The following is a 22,546-nucleotide window of genomic DNA, read 5'->3' on the forward strand; positions in this document are numbered from 1 at the left end:
TTACGCCTTATTCATTTCACGGCGAAAAGACAATCCGATCTGCTCGTCTGCCAGCCGCACAACCAGCTCCACCTGCTCGTCCAGTGTCATCAGCGAATTATCGATATAAACCGCATCGTCGGCCTGCCTCAAAGGGCTTTCACTCCTGGTTGTATCAATATGGTCCCGCATTTTGAGATTTTCGGCGATTTCGGCAAGACCTACCAACTCCCCTTTTTCCATTAATTCCAACTGCCTTCTCTGCGCCCTGATCATCGGATCGGCGGTCATGAAAATTTTCAGTTCTGCCTGTGGGAATACCACTGTACCTATGTCCCGACCGTCCATTACAATGCCCTTGGTTTTACCCATACGCTGCTGCTGGGCCACAAGCGCATGCCTTACTTCCGCAATCGCACTCACGTCGCTTACTTTTTCGGACACGTACATTTTCCGGATCTCGTCCTCCACATTCAGTCCATTCAAGTAAGTATCGTTGCGGCCCAGTTCGGGGTGCCGACGGAAAGAAATATGAACATCCGCGAGAGCCTGGCCGGTTTCCTTCGGGTTGGTCAGTGCAATATGGTTTTGTATAAAATACAGTGTTACAGCCCTATACATGGCACCGGTGTCAATGTATGGATAGTTGAGTTGCCGGGCAACCAGTTTTGCGGTCGTACTTTTTCCGCAACTCGAAAAACCGTCAATAGCAACGATTATCTTGGGCATATCAAAACGTAGTATTAAAAAAATAGGAAAACAATGCCAGTAAGCATTGCAAAAATAGGAGAAAGAATGCGGGGAAAACCTTTTTCCGATCAAGATTTCGAAAAACTGTTTTCAAGTTTTAATGTGCCAGCTTCACAAACAAATGCTCGTCTAGCACATGCCCGTTTTTAATGATAGCCTTCCGGTGTATGGCCTCCAGATGGTAGCCTGCTTTTTCCAGTACACGCATCGAGGCGGCATTAGTAGCAAATACCCCTGCATATAAACGTGATATTGAAGTATTTTCAAAAATCCAGCCGGTCATCTGTTTTACGGCCATTGTCATAATGTTCCTGCCCCAGTAAGGCTCGCCAAGCCAGTAACCGATCTCGGCATTGTTCTGATGAATGTCCTCCTGCCGCACTACGCCTATGCCGCCAACAAACTCATCATTGCAAAAAACAGCCCTGTTGAAAATGTTGATGTTCCGTTTGTCATTACAGAAATCGACCCACTGATGTGCATCGGAAATGGTATAGGGATAAGGAAAACTGTTTCTGCCATTTGCCGACACATTGGCATTATTCGCAAGCAAAACGAGTTTTGCAGCCATATTTCTTTCAAAATGACGAAGCGTAATTTCCAGATCCATATTTAAATATCCAGATCTTCATCCATCAGAAAAATAACCATACTCCGAGCACCGTGCGCACCGATCACCAGCGACTGCTCAATATCAGCCGTTTTGGAAGGACCCGCAATAAAACATCCCCAGCCGGTAGTATCCGATAATCTTGCATAAGCATCGTGCATATTGTTTACCAGTGCTTTTCGCGGTATGACAAAAGCCAGGTTCTGCGTAATAAAAGGCAAGGCACGGTGCGGAAGGTATTTGTCCGAAATCCAGACTGCCCCATTTTCTGCTACTCCGAACTCCGCTTCAACGATAGCGATCTCGATCAGCTCCAGTTCATGCGGATCCGCAATATTCAGACTAAAATCCGACCAGCCGGCAAGCGAAGGAAGCGTGGAAGCGCGGTTTACGACCGAGGCATATAGTTCTTCTGCTTTCTGAGCAAGCTCCGCGTGGCTTTTTACAATAATTACTTCGGTGTAAATCGCGGTTAGCGTCTCAATAAATTTGCTTTCAGTATCCTGATAGCCACCGTCAAAACGGATACTTTCAGGCTTTTCAAGCGCAGCAGGTTTATTCTGCCTGATCTGCTCAAGGATTCTTTCGCGTGAGGTCATTTTAATTCTTTCTGTTACGGACATACCAATCTCTGAAACTCTCTTTTGGCGCTTCGGGCATTTCCCTTTGCTTAAACCACGGATTTAATCCGTTGTTGACCACAAAAGGTATCGTCCGCATCACAGACCGCCCCAGCCTGCCCGACCATTGGTAAAAACGTGGCTGAGACAATACCAAAGACATGGCCTTCACCCCGATTTCTTTCGCCTGAGGCACATGCCCGCCTTTAACAAGTACCTGACGCCATTTATACAACTGATCGTGGATATCAATTTTCACCGGGCATACATTGGAGCAGCTTCCGCACAAAGTACTCACAAAAGGCAGGTCAGCATTTTTGGTCATGTCCAGATTTGGGGCCAGAATCGAGCCGATCGGACCAGCCACCGCATTGTGATAACTGTGTCCTCCGCTTCTGCGATATACGGGACAAGTATTCATGCAAGCCCCGCAGCGGATACATTTCAGGGAATTACGGAAATCCGCCCGGCCCAGCTGAGTGCTCCGCCCATTGTCCACAATCACAATATGCATTTCCTGCCCATCCCTAGGCTTCTTGAAATGGCTGCTGTAAGTAGTCACCGGCTGCCCGGTAGCGCTACGTGCCAGCAGTCTCAGAAATACACCCAGATCCTCCTGTTTCGGGATTATTTTTTCAAAACCCATACAGGCAATGTGGATGTCGGCCAGGTGCGCGCCCATATCTGCGTTGCCTTCATTGGTACAGACCACAAATCCGCCGGTTTCTGCGATGGCAAAATTAACCCCCGTCAACGCGGCGCGTCGGGTCAGGAATTTATCCCTTAAATGCTGCCTGGCAGCTTCCGTCAGGTACTGAGGATCGGTCGCGCCGGCCTCGGTGCCCAGGTGCTCATGAAAAAGATCGCCAATATCCTTTTTCTTTAAATGGATCGCAGGAAGTACAATATGACTGGGCGGTTCCTGCCGCAACTGGACGATCCGCTCGCCGAGGTCGGTATCGATCACCTCAATTCCGTTTTTGATCAGGAACTCGTTCATGTGGCATTCTTCCGTAAGCATAGACTTACTTTTGACCATCTTATCAATATTATGCTTTTTGAGCAGCCCCAGCACAATCTCGTTATGTTCCGCCGCATCAGCCGCCCAATGCACATGGATCCCGTTTTCCTTCGCCTTTTGTTCAAAAGATATCAGCAGCTCATCCATATTGGAAAGCACGTAATTCTTGATATTGGAAGCTGCCGATCGAAGGGGCTCCCATTCCGGCAGCTGTTTCGAAGACTTGTCCCGTTTCTGCCGCACAAACCAAAGGGTTTCATCATGCCAGTTCACATAAGGTTCGTCCTTATTAAAGGTCTCGGAAGCCTCGGCATGTTCGATTATTGCTTTAGACATAGTTATCTTAACAATTTAATAATAGTATTTTATAAAGAATTACAATTGCACTTTTCACAATCATTGCACTATTCAAAGTTTGCAATTTGTTTAATAAACAACTTTTAAAAAATACAGAAAAAGCTATTTTATTGTAATGCAAGATGTTATAATTTTGAATTACAAAGTTTTTCGATCGGGGCATCGGAGTCTGATCAAAGTTCTTTTAAAACTTTTTTTAGACACAATTAAATTTTAACTCCTATGAAAATCAAAAACACTCTTATTATCGCAGCCGTTACAGGCTTGCTTCTATCAGCATCTGCATTGAAATCCAATGCACAAGTTACAGCCGCTACCACTGAATCAGGTCAGACAGCATCAAGCAAACTGACTATTCTTGAGGTTAAACCCATGCAATTCCGCGTTTCATATAACACTCCACAATCACCGGCTGTTTTGGTACGTATCCTCGACAGCAACAACTCTGTTCTTTTCTCAGAGAAAAAACGTACTGAAACAAACTATTTGAAATACTTCGATCTGTCTACTCTTTTGGACGGTACTTATACCTTCGAAATCACGGACGGTAAAGAGAAGACTTCACAATCGTTTGATATTTTGACAAAAACGAGCCGCGTCGTTTCTTCAATCAACTAAACGACAGACTCTTCTCAGATTCTGACCCAGGCGTGGCACGCCCGCTGCGGCGCGCTTCCGTAAACTTTGTAAAATACCGGTGCTCATCCAATGGGTACCGGTATTTGTTTCACGGCGCTGTTCAGGATTTCTGCGATATGCTTCACTTTTACATCGGAGTTGCGTCTTTTCAGAATCCCTTCCAGATGCAGCAGGCAGCTCATATCAGAACCCGTAATGTATTGCGCATTGTGACGGATATGGTCCGATACTCTGTCTTTCCCCATTTTCACTGACACTGCCTCTTCGCTGACACAGAAAGTCCCGCCAAATCCACAGCATTCATCTGTTCTGTCGAGATCGATCAATTCCAGTCCCCGCACTTTTTTCAAAAGGGAAACCGGCTTCGAAAACGGTTCTGCGTTGAGTTCGGTCATTTGTGCAAGGTGCAGGCCGCGCTGTCCGTGGCATCCCTGGTGCAAACCAACCCGGTACGGAAAATCTGCTTCAATTGCATCCACTTTCAAAACATCGGTAATAAACTCAACCAGCTCATAAACTTTTTTTCTGACCGCCTTGGATTCGTCAGGCTTCCCTTCCACTTTCAGATGGTCTTTAATATGAAGCACGCAGCTTCCAGAAGGAGAAACGATATAATCACAGTCTGAAAAATTGTTATAAAAAAGCCTGTCGCAGTCTTTGGTCAAATGCTCGAAACCCGAATTTGCCATCGGCTGGCCACAGCAGGTCTGATTCAGCGGAAAAGTCACCGTACAACCCAGTTTTTCCAGTAATTCCAACGTCGCAATCCCTACCTGCGGATAAAACTGATCGACATAGCAGGGGATAAAAAGTCCTATTTTCAAATGTGAGTAGTTCATCTTTTACCAGAATTCAATGGTTGAAAGTATGGGGTAGTGATCCGAAACGTGGGGGTAATTCCTGAGTACCTTGTAGTTTTTCACACGTACTTTATTATTGAGTAATACAAAAATGTAATCGAGCCTGTCGCCCGGCATGCCTTCATTCCAGGTTTCCATTTGCGATCCCTGGGCTGCGTCCTGCCAGTTTTTCCGGAATGAAAAATAGGGCTGCTCATTTGGCCTCGCCCCCATATCCATTCCCAGCAAGACCGGCTGTATGCTGTTGACGAGCATCTGATTGATATAGGCTGCCTGCAAAGCTCTGTCCATCACAGAGGCATATTCCAGCCTCGAATTGCAAAACCTGAAAGTCAGGTTCCTTGAATGTTTGATCAGTCCGCATAAAAGCACCTTCGGGTCTGCACCCTGCGTGACCGGCAAACTGATAGTCTGTGTTTTTTCAAAAGGCCAAACCGATAGTATCCCCACTCCTTGCGCTCCGTTCTCTGATTTATCTGCAATTCCGTATGTATAAAACATTCCGGTCTGGATTGCCAGCTGCCTCAGCTGAAACTGTACTTTCCCATTTTCAGCCAGACTATCAACTGCCTGTAAAGCAATAAGATCAGGTTTATTTTCCCTAATAATGTTCAGTATATCCCGTAGGTTGGACCCTTCATTTTTATCCAATCCGTGGCGAATGTTAAAACTCATCACTTTGATTTCAACAGCACGGCGCGGCTGCGACCCAAGCAAAGTAAGTGAGACAATAAAAATGAGGATCAATCGACTTATATTACTCAAACCAATGGTATGCTAGTTCACGATTCTAATCCATTCAATCAGTCGGGGAGGGCAAATATCTGATTCATTAAAACCCATTTTTCTCCGGGTTTTGCGGAGGGAAGCGCCTGCTGATATTTCCACATCAATTGCTCCCATTCCTGTACTTTTGGGTTCGAAGCGTCCATTTCCGCCTTTTTTTCGAAGCTGAAATCGTCTTCCGTTTCCATTACCATAAAAAGACGGTTGTCTCTCCTGAAAATATCCATCCTGGTTACGCCGGCATCCCTGATACTTTTTTCGATTTCCGGCCGGATTTTTTGATGATATGCTTCATATTCGGCGATCATAACCGGATCGTCGACCAGGTCCACGGTGAGATAGTACGTTTTCATATCACTTAATTAAACATCGAGGTTGTAAAATTTCACAGCATTTTGCCCCATCACATCAGCCATTTCCCTATCGGAAAACATGCTGAGATAGTCGGTCAGAATACCTTTTGCTCCTTCATACTCTGCCGCAACCAGACAAACCGGCCAGTCGGAACCATATAAAAGCCTTTCAGTACCGAAAGCTTCAAAAACTACATCGAGATAAGGTCGGAAATCTGCCTTTTCCCAATTTTGCCAGTCTGCCTCGGTTACCATACCCGACACCTTGCAGGTTACATTCGGAAGCTCCGCGAGCTTCCTTATGTCGGACGACCATTTTTCAATTTCCCAGCTTTTGATGAGTGGCTTCGCTATATGGTCCAGCACAAAATGGATATTCGGCAGTCTCACCGCAAAGTTGAAGGCTTCTTCAAGCTGGTTTGCCCGGATCAGGATATCATAGGTAAAGTCAAAAGCAACCAGTTGACCAACTCCTTTGATAAAATCAGGCTGCAGCATAAAACCTTCCTCCTCGCCCTGCACAACATGTCTGAAACCTTTCAGTTTTTCAAATTGCGAGTACTTTTCCAACTGACCATACAGGTTCGGAGAACGCAGGTCAACCCAACCTACGACACCCTTCACAAAATCATTCGCCTCAGCCAGCTGCAACAGGAACTCAGTTTCTGAATCTGTCTGGGCAGCCTGTACTGCCACACAACCATCGACACCATTTGATCTTAAAACCGGCCTCAGATCCTCGGGCAGAAAGTTCTTCCTGATCACGCCCATCTCAGGTGTAATCCAGGAATCCCGTTCCAGATCAAATATCCAGAAATGCTGGTGCGCGTCTATAATCATACTTCCGGGTTAAATTAAAGTGATGTAATTGTCAGGTGTGGTCAATTGTAGTCAGATGTTGTCATTTATTGTTATCGGTTCGAAACTGCATTTGTGACAACTTCATGACTTTCATGACTACAAATGACCACTCCTGACAAATAACTAACAACAAATGACCACTCTTGACATAAATGACTTTTATAACTACAAGTGACCGGTCCTAGACAGTCGCCTTCCACGCAATAGCCTCCTGACGTTGCTCACCCAGTTTTTCAATACCCAGTTCTACCACATCCCCAGCTTTCAGGTACAGTTGCGGTTTCATCCCAAGCCCTACACCGGCGGGAGTTCCGGTCGTAATCACATCACCCGGAAGCAAAGTCATAAACTGGCTCAGGTAACTTACAAGAAACGGAATATGGAAAATCATGTCAGATGTAGTACTGTCCTGGATTTTCTTGCCGTTAAGCGACAGCCACAGGTTCAGGTCATTTGCATTGCCAACTTCGTCGGAAGTTACCAGGTAAGGCCCAAGCGGTGCAAAAGTGTCATTACTTTTTCCTTTCACCCATTGCCCGCCTCTTTCAAGCTGGTAGGCACGCTCTGAATAATCATTGTGCACAGCATAACCCGCTACATAATTCAGGGCATCTGCTTCTTCCACGTAGCTTGCTTTTTTACCGATAATCACGGCCAGCTCCACTTCCCAGTCTGTTTTTTCTGAATTCCGGGGGATAATCACCTGATCATTCGGGCCGCACAATGCAGACGTCGCCTTAAAGAAAATGATAGGTTCTTTCGGCAGTTCAGTTGCGCCGGATTCGTATGCATGTTTGGCGTAGTTCATACCGATGCAAATGATCTTCGACGGCCGCGCCACACATGATCCATAGCGAAAACCGTCCGCTACTGCAGGGCAACTTGCCGCGTTGGCAGCTAACCAGTCGGAGAGACGGCTGATACCATCTGCCGCGAAAAATTTCTCATTATAATCTTCACCAAATGCAGATACATCCAATTTGGAACCGTCTGCTAATTCCACACCCGGTTTTTCCTGTTCAAAAGCACCAAAACGAAAAAGTCTCATTGAAAAAAGGTTTAGTTAGTTACCAGTGTTTGCTGGTAGGGAAATATTTTATGTTACTTTGACAGTCGAAGCTACGCTTGGCCATCGGCGGTTGGCTTTCGGCGGTCGAAATATGAGGCTTTTTTTATTCAATTGGTCGAATAATCCCGCCTCGACAGCCTGACCCAGTTTGAAAGCCGACAGCCAAAAGCTAGTTGTTCAGTTTCTCAAACCCGCCATCGATCAGATAATCGCAACCGGTAACAAACCCAGCCTCATCCGAGCAAAGGTATAATGCCAGTGCGCCGATTTCTTCGGGCTTCGCCATTCTGCCGATAGGCTGTGTTTTGGAAAGTTTTTCAAACATTTCTTCTTCTTTGCCTGGGTATGTTTTTGCTATAAAACCATCGACAAAAGGCGTGTGGACGCGCGCCGGGGAAATACTGTTGCAGCGGATCCCGTCTCCCAGATAATCCCTGGCTACCGACAATGTCATGGAATAGACCGCGCCTTTGGCCGTGGAATAAGCAAACCGGTCGGGAATACCAACGGTGGCTGCGATCGAAGCCATGTTCAAGATTACGCCGCCGCCGTTCGATTTCAGATGCGGGATCGTGGCCATCAGGCAGTTGTAAACACCTTTAACATTGACGTTGATCACTCTGTCGAAATCAATTTCCGCGGTATTGTCCGCCTTGCCAATGTGTGCGATGCCAGCGTTGTTCACCAGAATATCAATTTTTTGATTCGCCGCGATAGCATTGATCAGGTTTACGACATCTGCCTGTTTGGAGATATCTACCACATGCGCCTCCGCTTTTCCACCTTCTGCATTGATGTCATTCGCCACCTGCGTAGCAACATCTATATTAATTTCCAGGATATGGACATGAGCCCCCTGTTTTGCAAAAGTCCGGGAAATCGCTAAGCCAATCCCGCTTGCGCCACCTGTAACCAATGCTGTTTTACCACTTAAATCAAACATTATTATTTTATTATGAATTATACTGGTTGAACTGAGTTTAATCAAAAAAGAAACCGGATCACAATCCTTACTCCCCTTCATCCCTCTCCTCCATCCTCCATTTGAAATATTACAACGATACTCCTCTCTTCCAGGGAATAAAATCGTCCTGCCCCAGCTGTTGCGCTTTGGTAAGCTCACCGCTGGCTACTTTAATGACGTATTCTAGCAATTCTTCCGCGTTTTGTTCCAGCGACTGGGTGCCATCGACAACCGGTCCGCAGTCAAAATCAATGACGTCCGGCATTCTGTTTGCGAGAATTGTATTGGTAGCCACTTTGGCAACAGGGCATATCGGGTTTCCGGTGGGTGTGCCCAGGCCGGTGGTGAACAGTATGATGTTGGCTCCGGCAGCCGTTTGCCCGGTAGTTGCTTCCACATCGTTTCCAGGGGTACATACTAGTTGCAAGCCGGGTTCAGTTGCACGTTCTGTATAATTCAGAACATCTGATATATAGGCATTTCCGCCTTTTCTGGCAGCGCCCGCAGATTTGATCGCATCAGTGATGAGACCGTCTTTTATATTTCCAGGCGATGGATTAAAAGCAAATGCAGAACCTACTGCCTCCGCTTTTCCTGCATAATCCCGCATCAGTTTCTCAAATTTTGCAGCTTTTTCTTCTGTTACACAACGGTTTAGAAGCTCCTGCTCCACACCGTTCAGTTCCGGAAACTCCGCCAGCAAAGTCTGTCCGCCCAACCCTACTACGAGGTCAGACAAATGCCCTAGCACCGGATTGGCCGATATTCCCGAAAATCCATCCGAACCGCCGCACTTAAGCCCCACCGAAAGTTTGGACAAAGGTGCGTCCGATCTTTCAAATTCATTGATTTTGGTCAAACCCATGAAAGTTTCCTTGATCGCACCCGACATGAGCGAGTACTCGGTTCCTTTCTGGTGTTCGAAAGCAAAAAACGGCTTATTGAAATGCGGGTCTCTTTTTTTGATCTCATCTTCCAGTGTTTTCAGCTCCGAATTCTGGCAGCCCAGACTCAAAACTGTGATACCGGCCACATTAGGATGTACTGCATAAGCTGCAAAAAGCGAACACAAAGTATTGGCATCAGCCCTCGTTCCGCCGCAGCCACCTTCGTGGGTCAGGAATTTCACACCATCCACATTGGCAAACGGACGATGCTGTTTTTTCACCGCAGGTGCCTGCTCGGTAAAATTTTCCAGGCTTTTCAGTCTGCGCATATCTCCCGCCTGGTACAAATGCAGGAATTCGCGCACATGCTCCCTGTAAATATCTGTCTGTGCATAACCCAGTTCGCGCTCAAAAGCGTCTTTCATGATCAGCACATTGCGGTTTTCGCAAAATACCAGCGGTACTACCAGCCAGTAGTTATAAGTCCCTACCCTTCCGTCTTCGCGGTGATATCCTTTGAAAGTCCGGCCATGCCATTTACTCACATCAGGCTGTGTATAAGAATACGGCTGGCGGTTGGCCGTGCTGTAATTCTGAGAATCGTGTTTGAGATTGAAAGTAGTGATCGGTTCGCCCCGTTTGATAGGCTGGGTCGCCCGGCCCACCAGTACGCCATACATAATAATCGCCCCGCCTGCTTCAATGTCTTCGGTAACGAATTTATGCTTGGCCGAAACACCATATTGTAAAGAATAATGCTGTCCGGCCCAATCGGCATCAGCGCCGGGAGGAAGGTCCCGCAATGCAACGATTACATTATCGGAAGGGTGAATTTTTAAGAGTTGTGACGCCATGGTGAATTGGAAATAATAGCAAGCTAAAAACAAATAGAATTTGTCAACAAATGAACATAAATATTTCAATACATTGATTCGCAATACTGGCAAATTTTTCAATTATATTGGCATATATTTTCATATTATGATCTAATCATGTAATTATTTGTGAAACCGCAGCTTCTCAAAGTTCCAAAAGGTTTGCAAAAATCGTTCAGTATCAGGCAGGATGTTGTGCTCTATTTTTATAACCGTTGGCATTATCATCCTGAAATTGAGCTGATTCATATCGAGCAGGGGTCGGGAACGCAATTTGTGGGAGACAATATCCAGAGTTTCCAGAACGGTGATCTGCTGCTGATAGGGCCAAACCTGCCCCACTACTGGCGTTGTGATGAGAAGTATTTTCAGCGGGAAAGCAAGTTATATGCCCAGGCCACGGTGCTCCATTTTTCGGACGATATATTTGGTAAAACCTTTCTGGACCTGCCCGAAAACAAGGCGATCAGCGAACTGCTATACCAGGCAAAATGGGGAATGAAACTCTGGGGAAACGGAACAGAGAAAGTGAAGGAGCTTTTACGGGAACTGCTGGCGCAGAAGAACGGAAATCCGGTGATCTCTTTGTTACAGATCCTCGAAAGCCTGGCGCAATGTAAAGAGCTGAAACTGCTCTCCAACTCGCACTACCAGCACGAATATGACCCGTATGATACCGACCGGATCAATCATATTTATCAATACTCCATCCAGAATTTTCAGAAGAAAATATCAATCGAAGAAATTTCGGAGGTAGCTAACATCAGTCCGCATTCCTTTTGCAGGTACTTCAAAAGCAGGAGCCGGAAAACCTACTCCCAGTTTTTGCTCGAATTGCGTATCGGGCACGCTTGCAAGCTTTTAGTCGAAGCAAAACTTTCTGTGGCGCAAATCTGCTATGAAAGCGGCTTCCATAATTTTGCCAATTTCAACAAGTATTTTAAGATACATACCGGCAAAAGCCCGCTAAACTATCAGAAAGAATACCACATCAGTCCGGTGCCGCTGGAATTTGAAAACGCAGCTTTCAGCGGAGTTTCGGCTCTGCCCATAATGCAGTGAAGCAAATCATGAGCAACACCAACCACAACCAGCCGGGCAAGTTCTTTTTTATCCCTCTGGCTTCTCCCTCAGCCCGTCCGAATTCCCTAAGCTGAGCCTGGTAGGAAGCATAGGAACTGACAAAATCCCTCATTTCGGCGTCTTTGAATTTCCCCACAGAAGTAGCCGCGTCATCCACGAAAATGGCGTGTTCGCCATCATCAGCCAGGCCTGCAAGGTTTATCCAGCCCGACTGCGCAGGTACAAATTCCGCCGAAGCGGATTTTTCGTTAAGCAGCGCGTATTGTTGCAAAATGGTATCTTTTCCTGCCACGAGGATTGACGGAGAACTTTCGAAGTTATTAAGTCTGATCGTCGTTTTGATGTTTTTAAAAACGGGAGCGTCCACATCAATATTAGAGCCCGATACCGGATGTATAAAAGCCAGTACCGAATTCCAGGTTTTCTGATAGGCTACGCTGTCGCCATTGAGCATCAATGGGAAAGTTTCATTGATGAGAGTGATGCCCACTTTTCCGCTAGTCTTTTCGACAGCTGCGGCATAGCCCTTAACTTTTAAGATGTAATCCGAATCAGCAAAATGAAAAGGCAGGCCCTGAAGTCCGCCGGGAAGCGATACCGTATTTTCATTTGAAATTCTTTTTACCCGAAAACGTGTACCCAGTGCCCTGTTAATGTCCTCAATTTCAACCGATGGGTCAGTCAGATTGATATAAAGTATGCTCTTCCCCGCAACCATAGCCTTTCTGATCAAACCATTCCCTGCATTCCCCGGATCAGTAACAATAACATCAGGCTCACCGCCTTTGTTGATATCGATTATACCCCTGATATTTTTGGACAAAACCGTATTGTACTGAACAGCATGACCGTTTTTTCCCAGCCAGTTTGCCAAAGTCCGGCTTTCAAAGTCAGGATAACCGAGCATAAAACGGAAGGTGAGCTTTTCGTGCGGGCGGGCAAAAAAACGAACCGAATCCAGTGTCTTATTGTCCAAAACCAGCTCCGTCAATGTCCTTCCCTGCGTGAAAACCGGGAATGATAATCTGAAAACATTAAGTCCCGCGGAAAGCGCCAGACTATCCAATGTTTGTTTCCCGAACCTGAGTCGCAGATACTGCTTTTTCGACGATATGATCCTTCCCTTTATCGTCTGCATTTCGCCTTCCCGCAAAATCCCTTTCCATCGAAGAGCATGAATTTGGTCCGGCACATGATATGGAATCCATTTTAATACTGCCGGCTGCCGTTCCGCCCCTCGCAGCAAACTGAACAAAGACGGCCCAAAATCCTGACCTGCAAGGACAAGCGTATCCCATCCATCTTTCGAAACGTCATTGTAAGACAGCATTTCCGCGGATTTTAAGCTATCGGCTATTTCATTTACAAAAGTCCGCGGAACATCTTTTCCCATGAGCAAACCAGTGCTTCCGGCTGAATTCTGAAAAGTATACGGCTTTAAAATAAAGCCCATAACCATGCACCAGAGCAACACATTGAGCCCCAGCCGGACTTTTCTCCTCGCGGGAGTAACAGATGCATTTATTCGTCGGTAAAGCAGCCAAACCTGCATGATCAGAAGTCCCGCAGCCAATACAAGTATCAGCTGGTTCATCGGTACCAACCAGTCAAAATCAGATCTGATCATATTCCACGCTTCATTTTCTTCCAAAAAGCCTCTTCCAGTTTTTGATCGCCCAAATAATGCTGCCTGCTCTGCATGGTAGCATTGGTCAATTTGAAAACAGCCGTTTTCAGCTGTTCTTTCTCTAAAGCAGAAAGTGTTTTCCCGCCGATCATTTTTTGCAGCAAGCCGATCACCTGCCAGTTCTGAAATCCTCCGTTGAAGGGCCCGCTATTGATCAGCCGCTGCGATAATTCCGACCCGGATCGCCGCAGAGCAAACTTCTGCTTTTCGCTCAGTTTTGCATATTCAAGATAACCCAGCACTTCTGCCGCAAGCTTGTCCGTTGTTTCACGGTCAAACACCTTTTCTGAATTCAGGGCACTGTTTATGTCCTTCAATTCGCCTGTAAGCCGTTTCTCTTTTTCCCTGATCGGAGGCGGGTCGTAGCCAGACTTTTTGGCAAAAGTCCTCGCCTTTTGCTGTGCAGATTTCAGAAATTCCAGTGCCTTTGTTTCAAACGGAAGTGCTTTTTCAGGCTCGTACGTACGCAAATGCAGCTCAGACTGCCACATCTGCTCCAATGCCATTTTGAGCAGACTGCGCGTGGATTCCTCATAAAAAGTATTGGTTTCCGCATCGTCGTGAGCGTGGGTATATTGTTCCATCAACGCCGCAAGCGGATCTTTTGACGCTTCATTTTTATGTGCATGGTCGTGGTCATCATGGGTATTCGCGCGTATCGGTTCGGTATTGTTATTTGCGGCACCCTCACCGGTACCGTCCGATTTGTGGGTAAAAGAATCAAGGATATTGCCTTCATCTGCCTGGTCGGTTTCCCCGCCGCCAATGTTGGTTTCGAATTCTTCGCCGAGATACTGCCCGTACCTGAGCCGCAGTACTTTCTGATCAAATCCGATCTCGTTGGATTGGGAAGCAAATTCTTTCCTGCCCAGCTTTTTCCGTTTTGCAATCAGCTTTTCGGTATCGATGATGATCTGCCGCTGGCTCCGGAAATATTCGGGCATAATATTCACGGCCATCGCTGCAAGTTCTGCCTCTTCAACCTGGGCGGTATCATTATATACAATAAAATAAGTATCTGATTTACTGAAATTTGCATCAGGTTCTTTATTATCCGCAGCCGCCCAGTAGTAATATAGTTCGTCCCCGGGAGCAAAGTTCAGCGCATTCAGATCGATTACCTTTTGCAGGTTTGCCTCCTTGAAATCCGAAGGCTGCAATGGGAATTTCAGTTCCCGGAATTTCACATTTTCTCCCGAACCTCTGGCCACAGTTGCTACGATAAAAGCCTGACGCACAAGAAAATCATCAGAGATTCCGGCCGAAACCGCTAGTTGTTTTTTGTCGTTGATAAAATGGTACCGATACAGTTCCTTCGAAGCCGGTTTGATGACGGGCGCAAGATCCGGCAAGGCTTCCAGCCGGTAGAAATCGGATTGATATATGAGAGAATCTTTGCGGTAAGCTTTGATCGCATATAATCCCGAACCATGGAGGCGATCGCTGTACCGGAACAAGTCGTCAGATTTCGCAAATGCAACTTCCTCAGCCCGGCTATTGACCAGTTTAACCGAAATGTCCTGATCACCGCTGAAGACAATCTCCCAATTGATCATAGATCCTACTATCGCACTGATATTCAGATCATTTATTTCCTTTTTCGGCAGCCGTGTATAATCGGGAAATTGGATCAAGACCTTTGCAGATTCAAATTTCGGAGGGTTAGCGGATGTAATTTTACCAACAATATCTGTCGGCTTAGGCTCTCCGGTTTTCTTTTTTGAGCTGAATTTCAGATAAGGACTAAATGCAAAAACCGCCCCGGAAAATAACAAAAGGCCAAAATATAAGCCGGCGCCGGCATACAACCTTGAAAATGGGAACCGAATTTCTGCCGCCCCGACGTCTATTCGTTCAAGCTGGAGCTGTTCTGCCGGATTCAGTTCGTCTTTTTCCAGTAGATGGAGACTGTACTCGGTTTCGTTTACAAAACTATGGATCAGCGTAATGGCCTGTGTTTTTTTGTTTTGATAAATCCTGGTCAAAATCACCCCAAGCATAAAGGCAATAATACCGGCAAAACAGGGAACACTCAAAACATCACTAAATCCGGCAACAAGCAGGTAACCAGACCCTGCCAGCAAAATACACCTGAGCAATGCATTTGCGTAAAGCTGTCTCGTCACCGAGCCTATCAGTTTTTTCAGTTCACGCATAGTCCCGGGCTGCGGTTTTCTTCAATGCGATCCAGCGCTCCGCCAGTAGCGTGACCATAAAAAGTAACAACAGGTATTGATAAAGCTGATCTGCCGACCGGCTATCCAATGGTTTTGATCGCACAAATAGTGTTTCAAGCTGGCTTCTGCTCAATGGAATTTCACGAATATCCAGCTTTAAATGAGAGATCATCGCAGCACCCAGCCACTCTGGCAGCGCGCCGTTTTGCACAATTTCAGAGGTGCGAAGAAGCAATGAGTCAGGGAACTGCACCACATTTTCCGGCAGGACCTGGCTGATTGTATTCTCCGAAATCACATATAAAGTGTGTGCGTAGTAGTTGGTTATTTTCTGATCCGTTAATATCCAGTCGTATTTTGTTTTTGGGTCGAATGAAATGTCTTTGGCAAAAGAGATTCCGTAAACTTCTGCGAGTGCATCCAACGCGGCTTCTACCGTCCGGCTTTCTGAGGCGTCCTGATAATCAATCAGGACGGTCATTTTCTTTCCATTCAGGCCGGTCACTTTCGGTAATTCCTCAATGATAATATCCGTCAAAGCGTGTAATTTAAAATCCTGCGGGACATCAAATCTGGGCAGGTTAGCCAGTTTATTTTGGTTTACTACATAAAGATGCAGTTCTGTTTCGGGCTTTGAGAGTCTGTTGATATTTTTCTGCAGATACAATTCACTGTGCGCCACCTTCGGCAAATCTGAAAGATCTTTTGCTTCGGATCCGGACGGTGCTGCCCAGTAAACTTTCTCTCCCTTTTTGAGCGCATCTTCCAGCTCGAAACGGAAATTATTGACCAGTTTGCTATCCGGCTGAACCAGGTGAACGATGTGCTTTTTTTGATTTAATTTCAGAAAATCGGCCATCGGTTTGCTTAATAACAAAACAAGAAAAACCACCAACAAACACCTTAAAAGCAGCAGTAACAGTTCATCCGGGCGCAGGCCACGTTGTTGCTGATTGGTTATACCCGTTAGCCAGCGCGTCGCGGCCCAGTCCAGAGTCACCCCTTTTTTCTGATACCAAAAATGAATGATGACCGGCAGAGCCAGCGCCAATAAGCCCCACAACATCACAGGCTGCAAAAACTCCATTATCCTTTTCGTTTTGTCAAAAATGACTTCAATACCATACCCAGCGGATCGCTCAACCTGGCCTGCACCAAATGCACATATGGGATTTGCAGGTCTTCTTTCAGTTTTTTCAGATAGCTACCTGACGACTCCATGAATTTTTCGCGAACTGATTCCGCATCCAGTTCGATCTCCCGGCCCGTTTCAAGGTCTTTGAAACGGTAAAAACCTTTAAGATTAAAATCCATTTCCTGATCCCCCAAAATCTGGAAAACCACAATTTCCCGCCTTGGACTGGCCAGCGATTTTATGAAGTTTAACCATTCTTCACCGACCTGAAGCAAATCTGTTACAAAGATGAACTGTTCCGTATTTCTGGACTGAAATTCTGGAAATTTCAGGCTATGATGATCTACTGGAAACCAGGTCCCCCCGGCGACTGTTTTTTCCAGCCCTACCAATATCTTCTGGAACGCTTGTTTCCCGGAAGACGAAGCCCCCGCAGCCACAACCGTTTGAACGGAGCCAGTTTGCAATGTATACAAACTCATCTGATCGTTTTGCACATAACCGAGGTATGCCAGTGACGCCAGCAGAATCTGCGCATATTGCAACCTGCTGACACCGTTTTCAGCATAATTCATAGATCCCGAAAGATCGAGCACAAACCGGACCTGCCTGTCGCTTTCCGTAGAAGACTCCCGTATCAGGTGCTTATTTGTCCGTGCAAACAGTTTCCAGTCGATTCTTTTAGGGTCATCCCCCGGTTCATAGTGACGATATTGTTCGAATTCTACGCCTATTCCCGACCTTTTACTGGCATGTATACCCAGCATCAGCTCCTCACTGACCAGTTTCCCGGTCAGTTGCAGGTTTTTGAGCCTGATCAGATTCGACGCCAGTAAAGTAGGTCCTTTCATACAAATGGGTAGCCCCGATGGGGCAATGTTAGCTCCTTGGCTGAGTTTTGGTTACCAATATGCTGCCCCGATGGGGCACTGTCCTTAGTAAAGCTCTTGCTTGGCATCAATGGGTAGCCCCGAGGGGGCATTGTTAGCTCCTTAGTTGAGTTTCGGTTACCAATATGTTGCCCCGCTGGGGCAGGGTTCTATTGTTTCTTGTAATGCCCCATCGGGGCTACCTATTATTAACGAAAGACGTCCTATACCATAGGGATCTGCCTCAGCGGGGGCTACCCATGACCTCGGAAGAGTCTTTTCCTGACTAGGTTCTCGCGGAAACCGCGCTCACAATTTCAGCATTTTTAACAAACTCGCGATCACATCGTCCGTAGTGATACCTTCTGCTTCTGCGCGGAAATTCATAGCAATCCTGTGCCGCAGCACGGGATATGCCAATGTACTGATATCATCGGGCACCACCGAAAACCTTTCATTCAGAACAGCCCTCGCCTTGGCACATAGCACCAGCGCCTGCCCCGCCCGTGGGCCGGCTCCCCAGTCACACCATTCTTTTACGAAATCGGATGGACTGCCCTCCGGCCTGCTGGCGCGCACAAGCTTGTTGATCCATATCATCAGCTCGTCATCGATATGTACCTGCCTCGTCACTTTCTGAAGATCAGCGATTTCCAGGTCGGTGAGTATGGGGTGAATTTCGGGGCGTGCCGAGCCGGTGGTGCCTTTTAATACGTCCAGCTCCTCCTGCTCGTCGGGGTAATTGAGCCTGATATACAGCAAGAAACGATCGAGCTGGGCTTCGGGCAAAGGGTACGTTCCGGCCTGCTCGATCGGGTTTTGTGTGGCAATGATCAGGAAGGGATTGGGCAGCTCATAATTGGCCCCTCCATAAGTCACACTTTTTTCCTGCATCGCTTCAAGCAGGGCTGCCTGGGTTTTGGGAGGTGTACGGTTAATCTCGTCTGCAAGCACCACATTGGCAAAAACCGGCCCGCGGTTAAACTTGAAAAATTTCCTCCCGGTCTCATGGTCTTCTTCCAGGATTTCTGTGCCCACTATATCCCCCGGCATCAGATCCGGGGTAAATTGTATCCTTTTGAAGCTCATATGCAAGGCCTCCGACATTGTTTTCACCATCAGTGTTTTGGCCAGACCCGGCACACCTTCCAGCAGGCAATGCCCTCCCGCCAGCAGCGAAATCAATATTTCATCTATGGCCTCACGCTGCCCCACAATGACTTTCGAGATTTCTCTTTTAAGAAGCGGCAACCTCGATACAAGCGTTTTATAATGACTTAATTCCTGCTTTTCCAATCTTGAATATTTATTAAAATGATATGCCCAACTCACATACCCATAGAAGTCAATGCATATACCACGATGTTGACGCCAAAGCGGGTGTTGTCTACTGCCAGGAAACGTTTGTTCCGAAAATCGTAATCCCACTCGCAGCCGTAATCCTTATTACTATACAAAACCCCGATCCGTCCACGAATTGTCACCGCTTTGAGATAATCATGAACAAGGTCGTCGCCCCATCCATTAAGCTCAAAAGAAGTAGTCGGCGGGCCGTCGTCAAATTTGAAAAAACATTGATACAACTCGTGGTTGTTCGGTATTTTCTGCAAAGCTTTCGGTCCGAAAGTCCTGTCCATTTCCTGCTCGAATGATTTGGCAAAAAGCCCGTCGATGTCGTGGTTGCAATCGTCTACGAATACGAAGCCGCCATTTTGCACATACCTCTTGAAATGGTCCCGCTCCTGACTTGAAAATTCTACCAGTTTGTGCCCGCTCATGTAACAGAACGGGCTTTTGAAAATCTCATTACTGCTTAGCTGCACTACTTTTTCTTTTTCATCAACGGGTATGGTCGTATACTCCACCAGCGAATTGAGCAGGTTGGACGGCATGCGCTGGTCGGTGTCCCAGTTGCCGGAAGCATACTGAATACGGGTGAAAAAAAATGATTTCATATAAAAAATTATACGGCGTCGGAAAGAGAAGAGAACGTAAATTCCCTGATCTTCATCGGCGGGATGAGGTAATTCCTGTCCGATTCCGTGCTCACCACACGTTCGGGTTTCCCGAGCGTTTCAAGGTTATTGAGCATGATCACCGGACTTTCATTAAAGCGGAAATTTTTGACAGGATGTTTGATTTTTCCGTTTTCGATATAAAATGTACCGTCGCGGGTAAGGCCGGTCAGTAACAATGTTTGCGGATCGACCCGGCGTATATACCAGAGTTTGGTGACAAGAATGCCCTGCTTGGTCGATCTGATCATCTCTTCCATTGTCGCGTCACCTCCCTGCATGATCATATTCGTTGGGAAAGGCACCGGTTTGACCCCTTTTTTTTCTGCCCAGTATCTTGAATAGACCATATTTTTTACCACACCTTTTTCTATCCAGCTCCGTTTTTCCTGCGGTTGCCCGTCACCCGACCAGGGAGATGCAGGCAATTCATCGTCCATAGGATCGGAGTAGATCGTCACGCGCTCGTCCATGATCTTTTCTCCCAGTTTGGTTTTACCACCCGGCTTACTCAAAAACGATCTTCCTTCATCCGCACTTCTGGCGTCCATACTGGAGAAGATATTTTCAAGCAGCACCACGGCAGCGGTAGGCTCCAGAATAACTGTGTACTTGCCCGGCTCCAATGCTTTCGCACCTACCGATCCCAGTGATTTAGCGATGGCAATTTTGGTAGCGCCGGCGGTATCCAGTTTCTTGATATCGCTGTACCCGCGTGCCACATAACCGGAGCCCATACCGTCGGGCGTTCTTACCGTCAATGAAAAATTCACGTTCGTGCTCGGATAGTAAGCAAAAAGGCCTTTGGAATTCATGGTAGCGGAAAAACCCGTTTGATTTTCCAAAAAACCGGAGGCGACCAAATTCTGACTGCGCGACAATTCAAGGCTTTTCAGCACGGCGTCTGCCCGGGAAGCGGGATCGGCTGCGGCAGTTGATTCAAAAAAACCTTTTGATCCGAGATACTGCTGAGGGCCCAGTACGCCCATGAACTCGGGATTTTCAGGTGCCAGCCGGGCCAGCTCTTCCGAACGTCTCACCACTTTTTCAAAAGACTCTTCCCCAAATTCGTCAATAGCCGCAACACCAACTTTTTTGCCAAATGATGAACGTACGGTCAGGTTCTGATTCACCAGCGAGCCGCTTGTGGACACTTCATTCCGCGCATAACGCAGGTTACCGCGCTGCTCGCCCATCAGACTTACCTCGCATTCGTCTGCTTTCGAATAGCTCAGTACTTTTTGCAACAATGCTTTCGCCTCTGATTCAGATAATATAGATGACATAATGATGGACGTTATATTTTCCTGGCTGTATTAATGACGTTAACCCCATTGAAACGCGTGGTAGAACTTCCGTGCGAAACCGCGCTGACCTGCATTGGCTGCCCCTTTCCATCCCGGAATGAGCCTCCGAGGCGATAGTCACGTTCGTCACAGATCTGCACGCATGAATTCCAGAATTCCTGCGTATTGGACTGATAGGCTACGTCTTTCAACATACCCGCGATTTTTCCGTCTTTTATTTCGTAAAATAACTGGCCGCCAAACTGGAAATTGTAACGTTGCTGATCGATAGAAAACGAGCCGTCACCAATGATATAAATCCCTTTTTTCACGTCTTTGATCATCTCATCCACCGAAAGCGGCGTTTTGCCGGGAGCCAGCGAGACATTCGGCATACGCTGAAACTGTACGGAAGCCCAGCTGTCGGCATAGCAGCATCCGTGTGATTCTTTTTCGCCGATAATATGCGCCTGGTCGCGGATAGCCTGGTAGTTAACCAGCATACCATCTTTTACAAGATCCCACTTTTTCGTATTTACACCTTCATCGTCCCATCCTACGGCTCCGAGCGATCCTACCTGTAATTTATCTGCGATGAGGTTCACTTCCTTGCTGCCGTACTGGAAATTCTTCGACTTCCATTTGTCGAGTGTAGCAAACGAAGTTCCTGCAAAATTGGCTTCATATCCCAAAACCCGATCCAATTCAAGCGGGTGCCCTACTGATTCGTGGATGGTCAGCCAGAGATGTGAAGGATCCAGGATCAAATCGTATTTCCCGGCTTCCACCGATTTGGCGGTGAGTTTTTCCTTTGCCTGCCGGGCCGCCGCGGTGGCATCTTCCAGCATGTCGTATCCTTTGTTGTAGCGGGTTGTAATTCCTGTGAGTTTGTCCGAAGGATTCACCTGCAGATAATCATAGCCCATTCCCAGCGGGGCACTCAGTGCATTTCGGGTTTCAAATTTCCCACTTGCCGGGTCAATAGCGGTGACATTGAAATTCGGCCATATCCTGTGCACGTCCTGATCAATGTAAGAGCCGTCCGTGGAAGCAAAGTATTTCTGTTCGTTGACCATAAAAAGAACTGAATTCACATAATTGGCGCCGTTTTTCAATGCGGCGTCATTTACAGAAAGCAACAGGTCCACTTTTTCCTTGATCGGCACTTCAAACGCATTTTTAACAATAGGCGCTTTCCAGCTTACTTCACCAAAACCCTTCTGAGGCGCCAGCTGAACCGGTTCCTTCATTAGCTTGGCGTTCGCTTTTGCAATCGCTACGGCATCCTCAGCAGCTTTTGCCAACTGCGATTCGTTTTTTGCATCCACCACGGCCGAAAAACCCCAGCAGCCATCCGCGATCACCCGGATACCTACCCCATATGATTCGGTATTGACGATATTCTGAACTTTATCCTCTCTGGTGATCACAAATTGATTGAGGTAGCGACCGATCCGCACATCCGCATAGGACGCACCTTTGGACTTGGCCGCGTTCAATGCTGCGTCAGCAAGTTTTTTCTTGATTGCAACGTCAATTCCAGGTTCCATGAGGGCTTCCGGGGAAACAGGCCGGGCATTCGCAAAGCCGGGCAACAGGAACGCTCCGCTTCCAAGCCCAGCTATTTGGATAAAATCTCTTCTTTTCAATTTGTAACGTTTTG

At 46.9% G+C, this 22,546-nt stretch carries 21 protein-coding genes; 2 read left to right on the plus strand and 19 right to left on the minus strand.

The features are described from left to right. From cmk to FBF61_RS23115, 4 genes are all read right to left on the minus strand, one after another. On the minus strand, window positions 1-708 hold the full coding sequence (gene cmk / locus FBF61_RS23100; RefSeq protein WP_138481866.1) for a (d)CMP kinase: 708 nt from the start codon (window positions 706-708) through the stop codon (window positions 1-3). A 118-nt stretch (window positions 709-826) separates the two neighbouring features. After that, window positions 827-1,339 (minus strand): GNAT family N-acetyltransferase, encoded by a 513-nt coding sequence (locus FBF61_RS23105; protein ID WP_138481869.1) that lies wholly within the window; start codon window positions 1,337-1,339, stop codon window positions 827-829. A gap of 2 nt (window positions 1,340-1,341) precedes the next feature. Continuing rightward, the gene (locus tag FBF61_RS23110; protein WP_138481871.1) at window positions 1,342-1,938 is read right to left on the minus strand and encodes a LutC/YkgG family protein; all 597 of its coding nucleotides are present in this window, start codon (window positions 1,936-1,938) and stop codon (window positions 1,342-1,344) included. A 1-nt stretch (window position 1,939) separates the two neighbouring features. Continuing rightward, window positions 1,940-3,316, minus strand: coding sequence for a lactate utilization protein B (locus FBF61_RS23115; RefSeq protein ID WP_138481873.1), 1,377 nt, complete (start codon window positions 3,314-3,316; stop codon window positions 1,940-1,942). A 243-nt stretch (window positions 3,317-3,559) separates the two neighbouring features. Here FBF61_RS23115 and FBF61_RS23120 point away from each other — a divergent pair, with 243 nt between their 5' ends. Then, the gene (locus FBF61_RS23120; RefSeq protein WP_138481875.1) at window positions 3,560-3,955 is read left to right on the plus strand and encodes a hypothetical protein; all 396 of its coding nucleotides are present in this window, start codon (window positions 3,560-3,562) and stop codon (window positions 3,953-3,955) included. A gap of 83 nt (window positions 3,956-4,038) precedes the next feature. On the opposite strand, the gene FBF61_RS23125 is transcribed toward FBF61_RS23120, so the two are convergent. The 7 genes from FBF61_RS23125 to FBF61_RS23155 form a co-directional block, all read right to left on the minus strand. Further along, window positions 4,039-4,815, minus strand: coding sequence for a (Fe-S)-binding protein (locus FBF61_RS23125; protein ID WP_138481878.1), 777 nt, complete (start codon window positions 4,813-4,815; stop codon window positions 4,039-4,041). Window positions 4,816-4,818: 3 nt separating this feature from the next. Beyond that, the gene (locus tag FBF61_RS23130; RefSeq protein ID WP_138481880.1) at window positions 4,819-5,511 is read right to left on the minus strand and encodes an endonuclease/exonuclease/phosphatase family protein; all 693 of its coding nucleotides are present in this window, start codon (window positions 5,509-5,511) and stop codon (window positions 4,819-4,821) included. Between the two features lie 128 nt (window positions 5,512-5,639). Continuing rightward, entirely contained in the window at window positions 5,640-5,975 is a 336-nt protein-coding gene (locus FBF61_RS23135) for an L-rhamnose mutarotase (protein WP_138481882.1), read from the minus strand. 9 nt (window positions 5,976-5,984) lie between these two features. Beyond that, window positions 5,985-6,815 carry an amidohydrolase family protein gene (locus FBF61_RS23140; protein ID WP_138481884.1) on the minus strand — a complete coding sequence of 277 codons (831 nt, stop codon included), beginning with the start codon at window positions 6,813-6,815 and terminating at the stop codon, window positions 5,985-5,987. A gap of 202 nt (window positions 6,816-7,017) precedes the next feature. Then, window positions 7,018-7,884: a fumarylacetoacetate hydrolase family protein gene (locus tag FBF61_RS23145; RefSeq protein WP_138481886.1), complete on the minus strand. Its 867-nt coding sequence runs from the start codon at window positions 7,882-7,884 to the stop codon at window positions 7,018-7,020. Between the two features lie 190 nt (window positions 7,885-8,074). Further along, window positions 8,075-8,848: an SDR family NAD(P)-dependent oxidoreductase gene (locus tag FBF61_RS23150; protein ID WP_138481889.1), complete on the minus strand. Its 774-nt coding sequence runs from the start codon at window positions 8,846-8,848 to the stop codon at window positions 8,075-8,077. A gap of 109 nt (window positions 8,849-8,957) precedes the next feature. Next, window positions 8,958-10,610, minus strand: a complete 1,653-nt coding sequence (locus FBF61_RS23155; RefSeq protein ID WP_138481891.1) for a UxaA family hydrolase — start codon at window positions 10,608-10,610, stop codon at window positions 8,958-8,960. A 150-nt stretch (window positions 10,611-10,760) separates the two neighbouring features. Here FBF61_RS23155 and FBF61_RS23160 point away from each other — a divergent pair, with 150 nt between their 5' ends. Then, on the plus strand, window positions 10,761-11,693 hold the full coding sequence (locus tag FBF61_RS23160) for an AraC family transcriptional regulator (RefSeq protein WP_138481893.1): 933 nt from the start codon (window positions 10,761-10,763) through the stop codon (window positions 11,691-11,693). Here FBF61_RS23160 and FBF61_RS23165 read toward each other — a convergent pair. From FBF61_RS23165 to FBF61_RS23200, 8 genes are all read right to left on the minus strand, one after another. Then, window positions 11,659-13,365, minus strand: a complete 1,707-nt coding sequence (locus FBF61_RS23165; RefSeq protein ID WP_138481896.1) for a hypothetical protein — start codon at window positions 13,363-13,365, stop codon at window positions 11,659-11,661. The two genes, FBF61_RS23160 and FBF61_RS23165, sit on opposite strands and share 35 nt — an antisense overlap. Then, a complete protein-coding gene (locus FBF61_RS23170; protein ID WP_138481898.1) occupies window positions 13,338-15,557 on the minus strand; it encodes a hypothetical protein in 2,220 nt (739 codons plus the stop codon). Before FBF61_RS23170 ends, FBF61_RS23165 begins: the two co-directional genes overlap by 28 nt. Next, window positions 15,550-16,665 (minus strand): BatA domain-containing protein, encoded by a 1,116-nt coding sequence (locus tag FBF61_RS23175; RefSeq protein WP_138481900.1) that lies wholly within the window; start codon window positions 16,663-16,665, stop codon window positions 15,550-15,552. The genes FBF61_RS23170 and FBF61_RS23175 overlap by 8 nt, the downstream gene beginning before the upstream one ends. Further along, the gene (locus tag FBF61_RS23180) at window positions 16,665-17,564 is read right to left on the minus strand and encodes a DUF58 domain-containing protein (RefSeq protein WP_138481902.1); all 900 of its coding nucleotides are present in this window, start codon (window positions 17,562-17,564) and stop codon (window positions 16,665-16,667) included. Before FBF61_RS23180 ends, FBF61_RS23175 begins: the two co-directional genes overlap by 1 nt. 327 nt (window positions 17,565-17,891) lie before the next feature. Beyond that, window positions 17,892-18,878, minus strand: a complete 987-nt coding sequence (locus FBF61_RS23185; RefSeq protein WP_138481904.1) for an AAA family ATPase — start codon at window positions 18,876-18,878, stop codon at window positions 17,892-17,894. A gap of 32 nt (window positions 18,879-18,910) precedes the next feature. Then, window positions 18,911-19,537 (minus strand): DUF4159 domain-containing protein, encoded by a 627-nt coding sequence (locus FBF61_RS23190; protein WP_138481906.1) that lies wholly within the window; start codon window positions 19,535-19,537, stop codon window positions 18,911-18,913. A gap of 8 nt (window positions 19,538-19,545) precedes the next feature. After that, complete coding sequence (locus FBF61_RS23195; protein ID WP_138481908.1) at window positions 19,546-20,883, minus strand: TldD/PmbA family protein; 1,338 nt, start codon at window positions 20,881-20,883, stop codon at window positions 19,546-19,548. Between the two features lie 11 nt (window positions 20,884-20,894). After that, on the minus strand, window positions 20,895-22,532 hold the full coding sequence (locus tag FBF61_RS23200) for a TldD/PmbA family protein (RefSeq protein ID WP_138481910.1): 1,638 nt from the start codon (window positions 22,530-22,532) through the stop codon (window positions 20,895-20,897). Window positions 22,533-22,546 lie beyond the last annotated feature (14 nt).

The sequence above is a fragment of the Dyadobacter bucti genome (assembly GCF_005869225.1).
Classification (GTDB): Bacteria; Bacteroidota; Bacteroidia; order Cytophagales; family Spirosomataceae; genus Dyadobacter; species Dyadobacter bucti.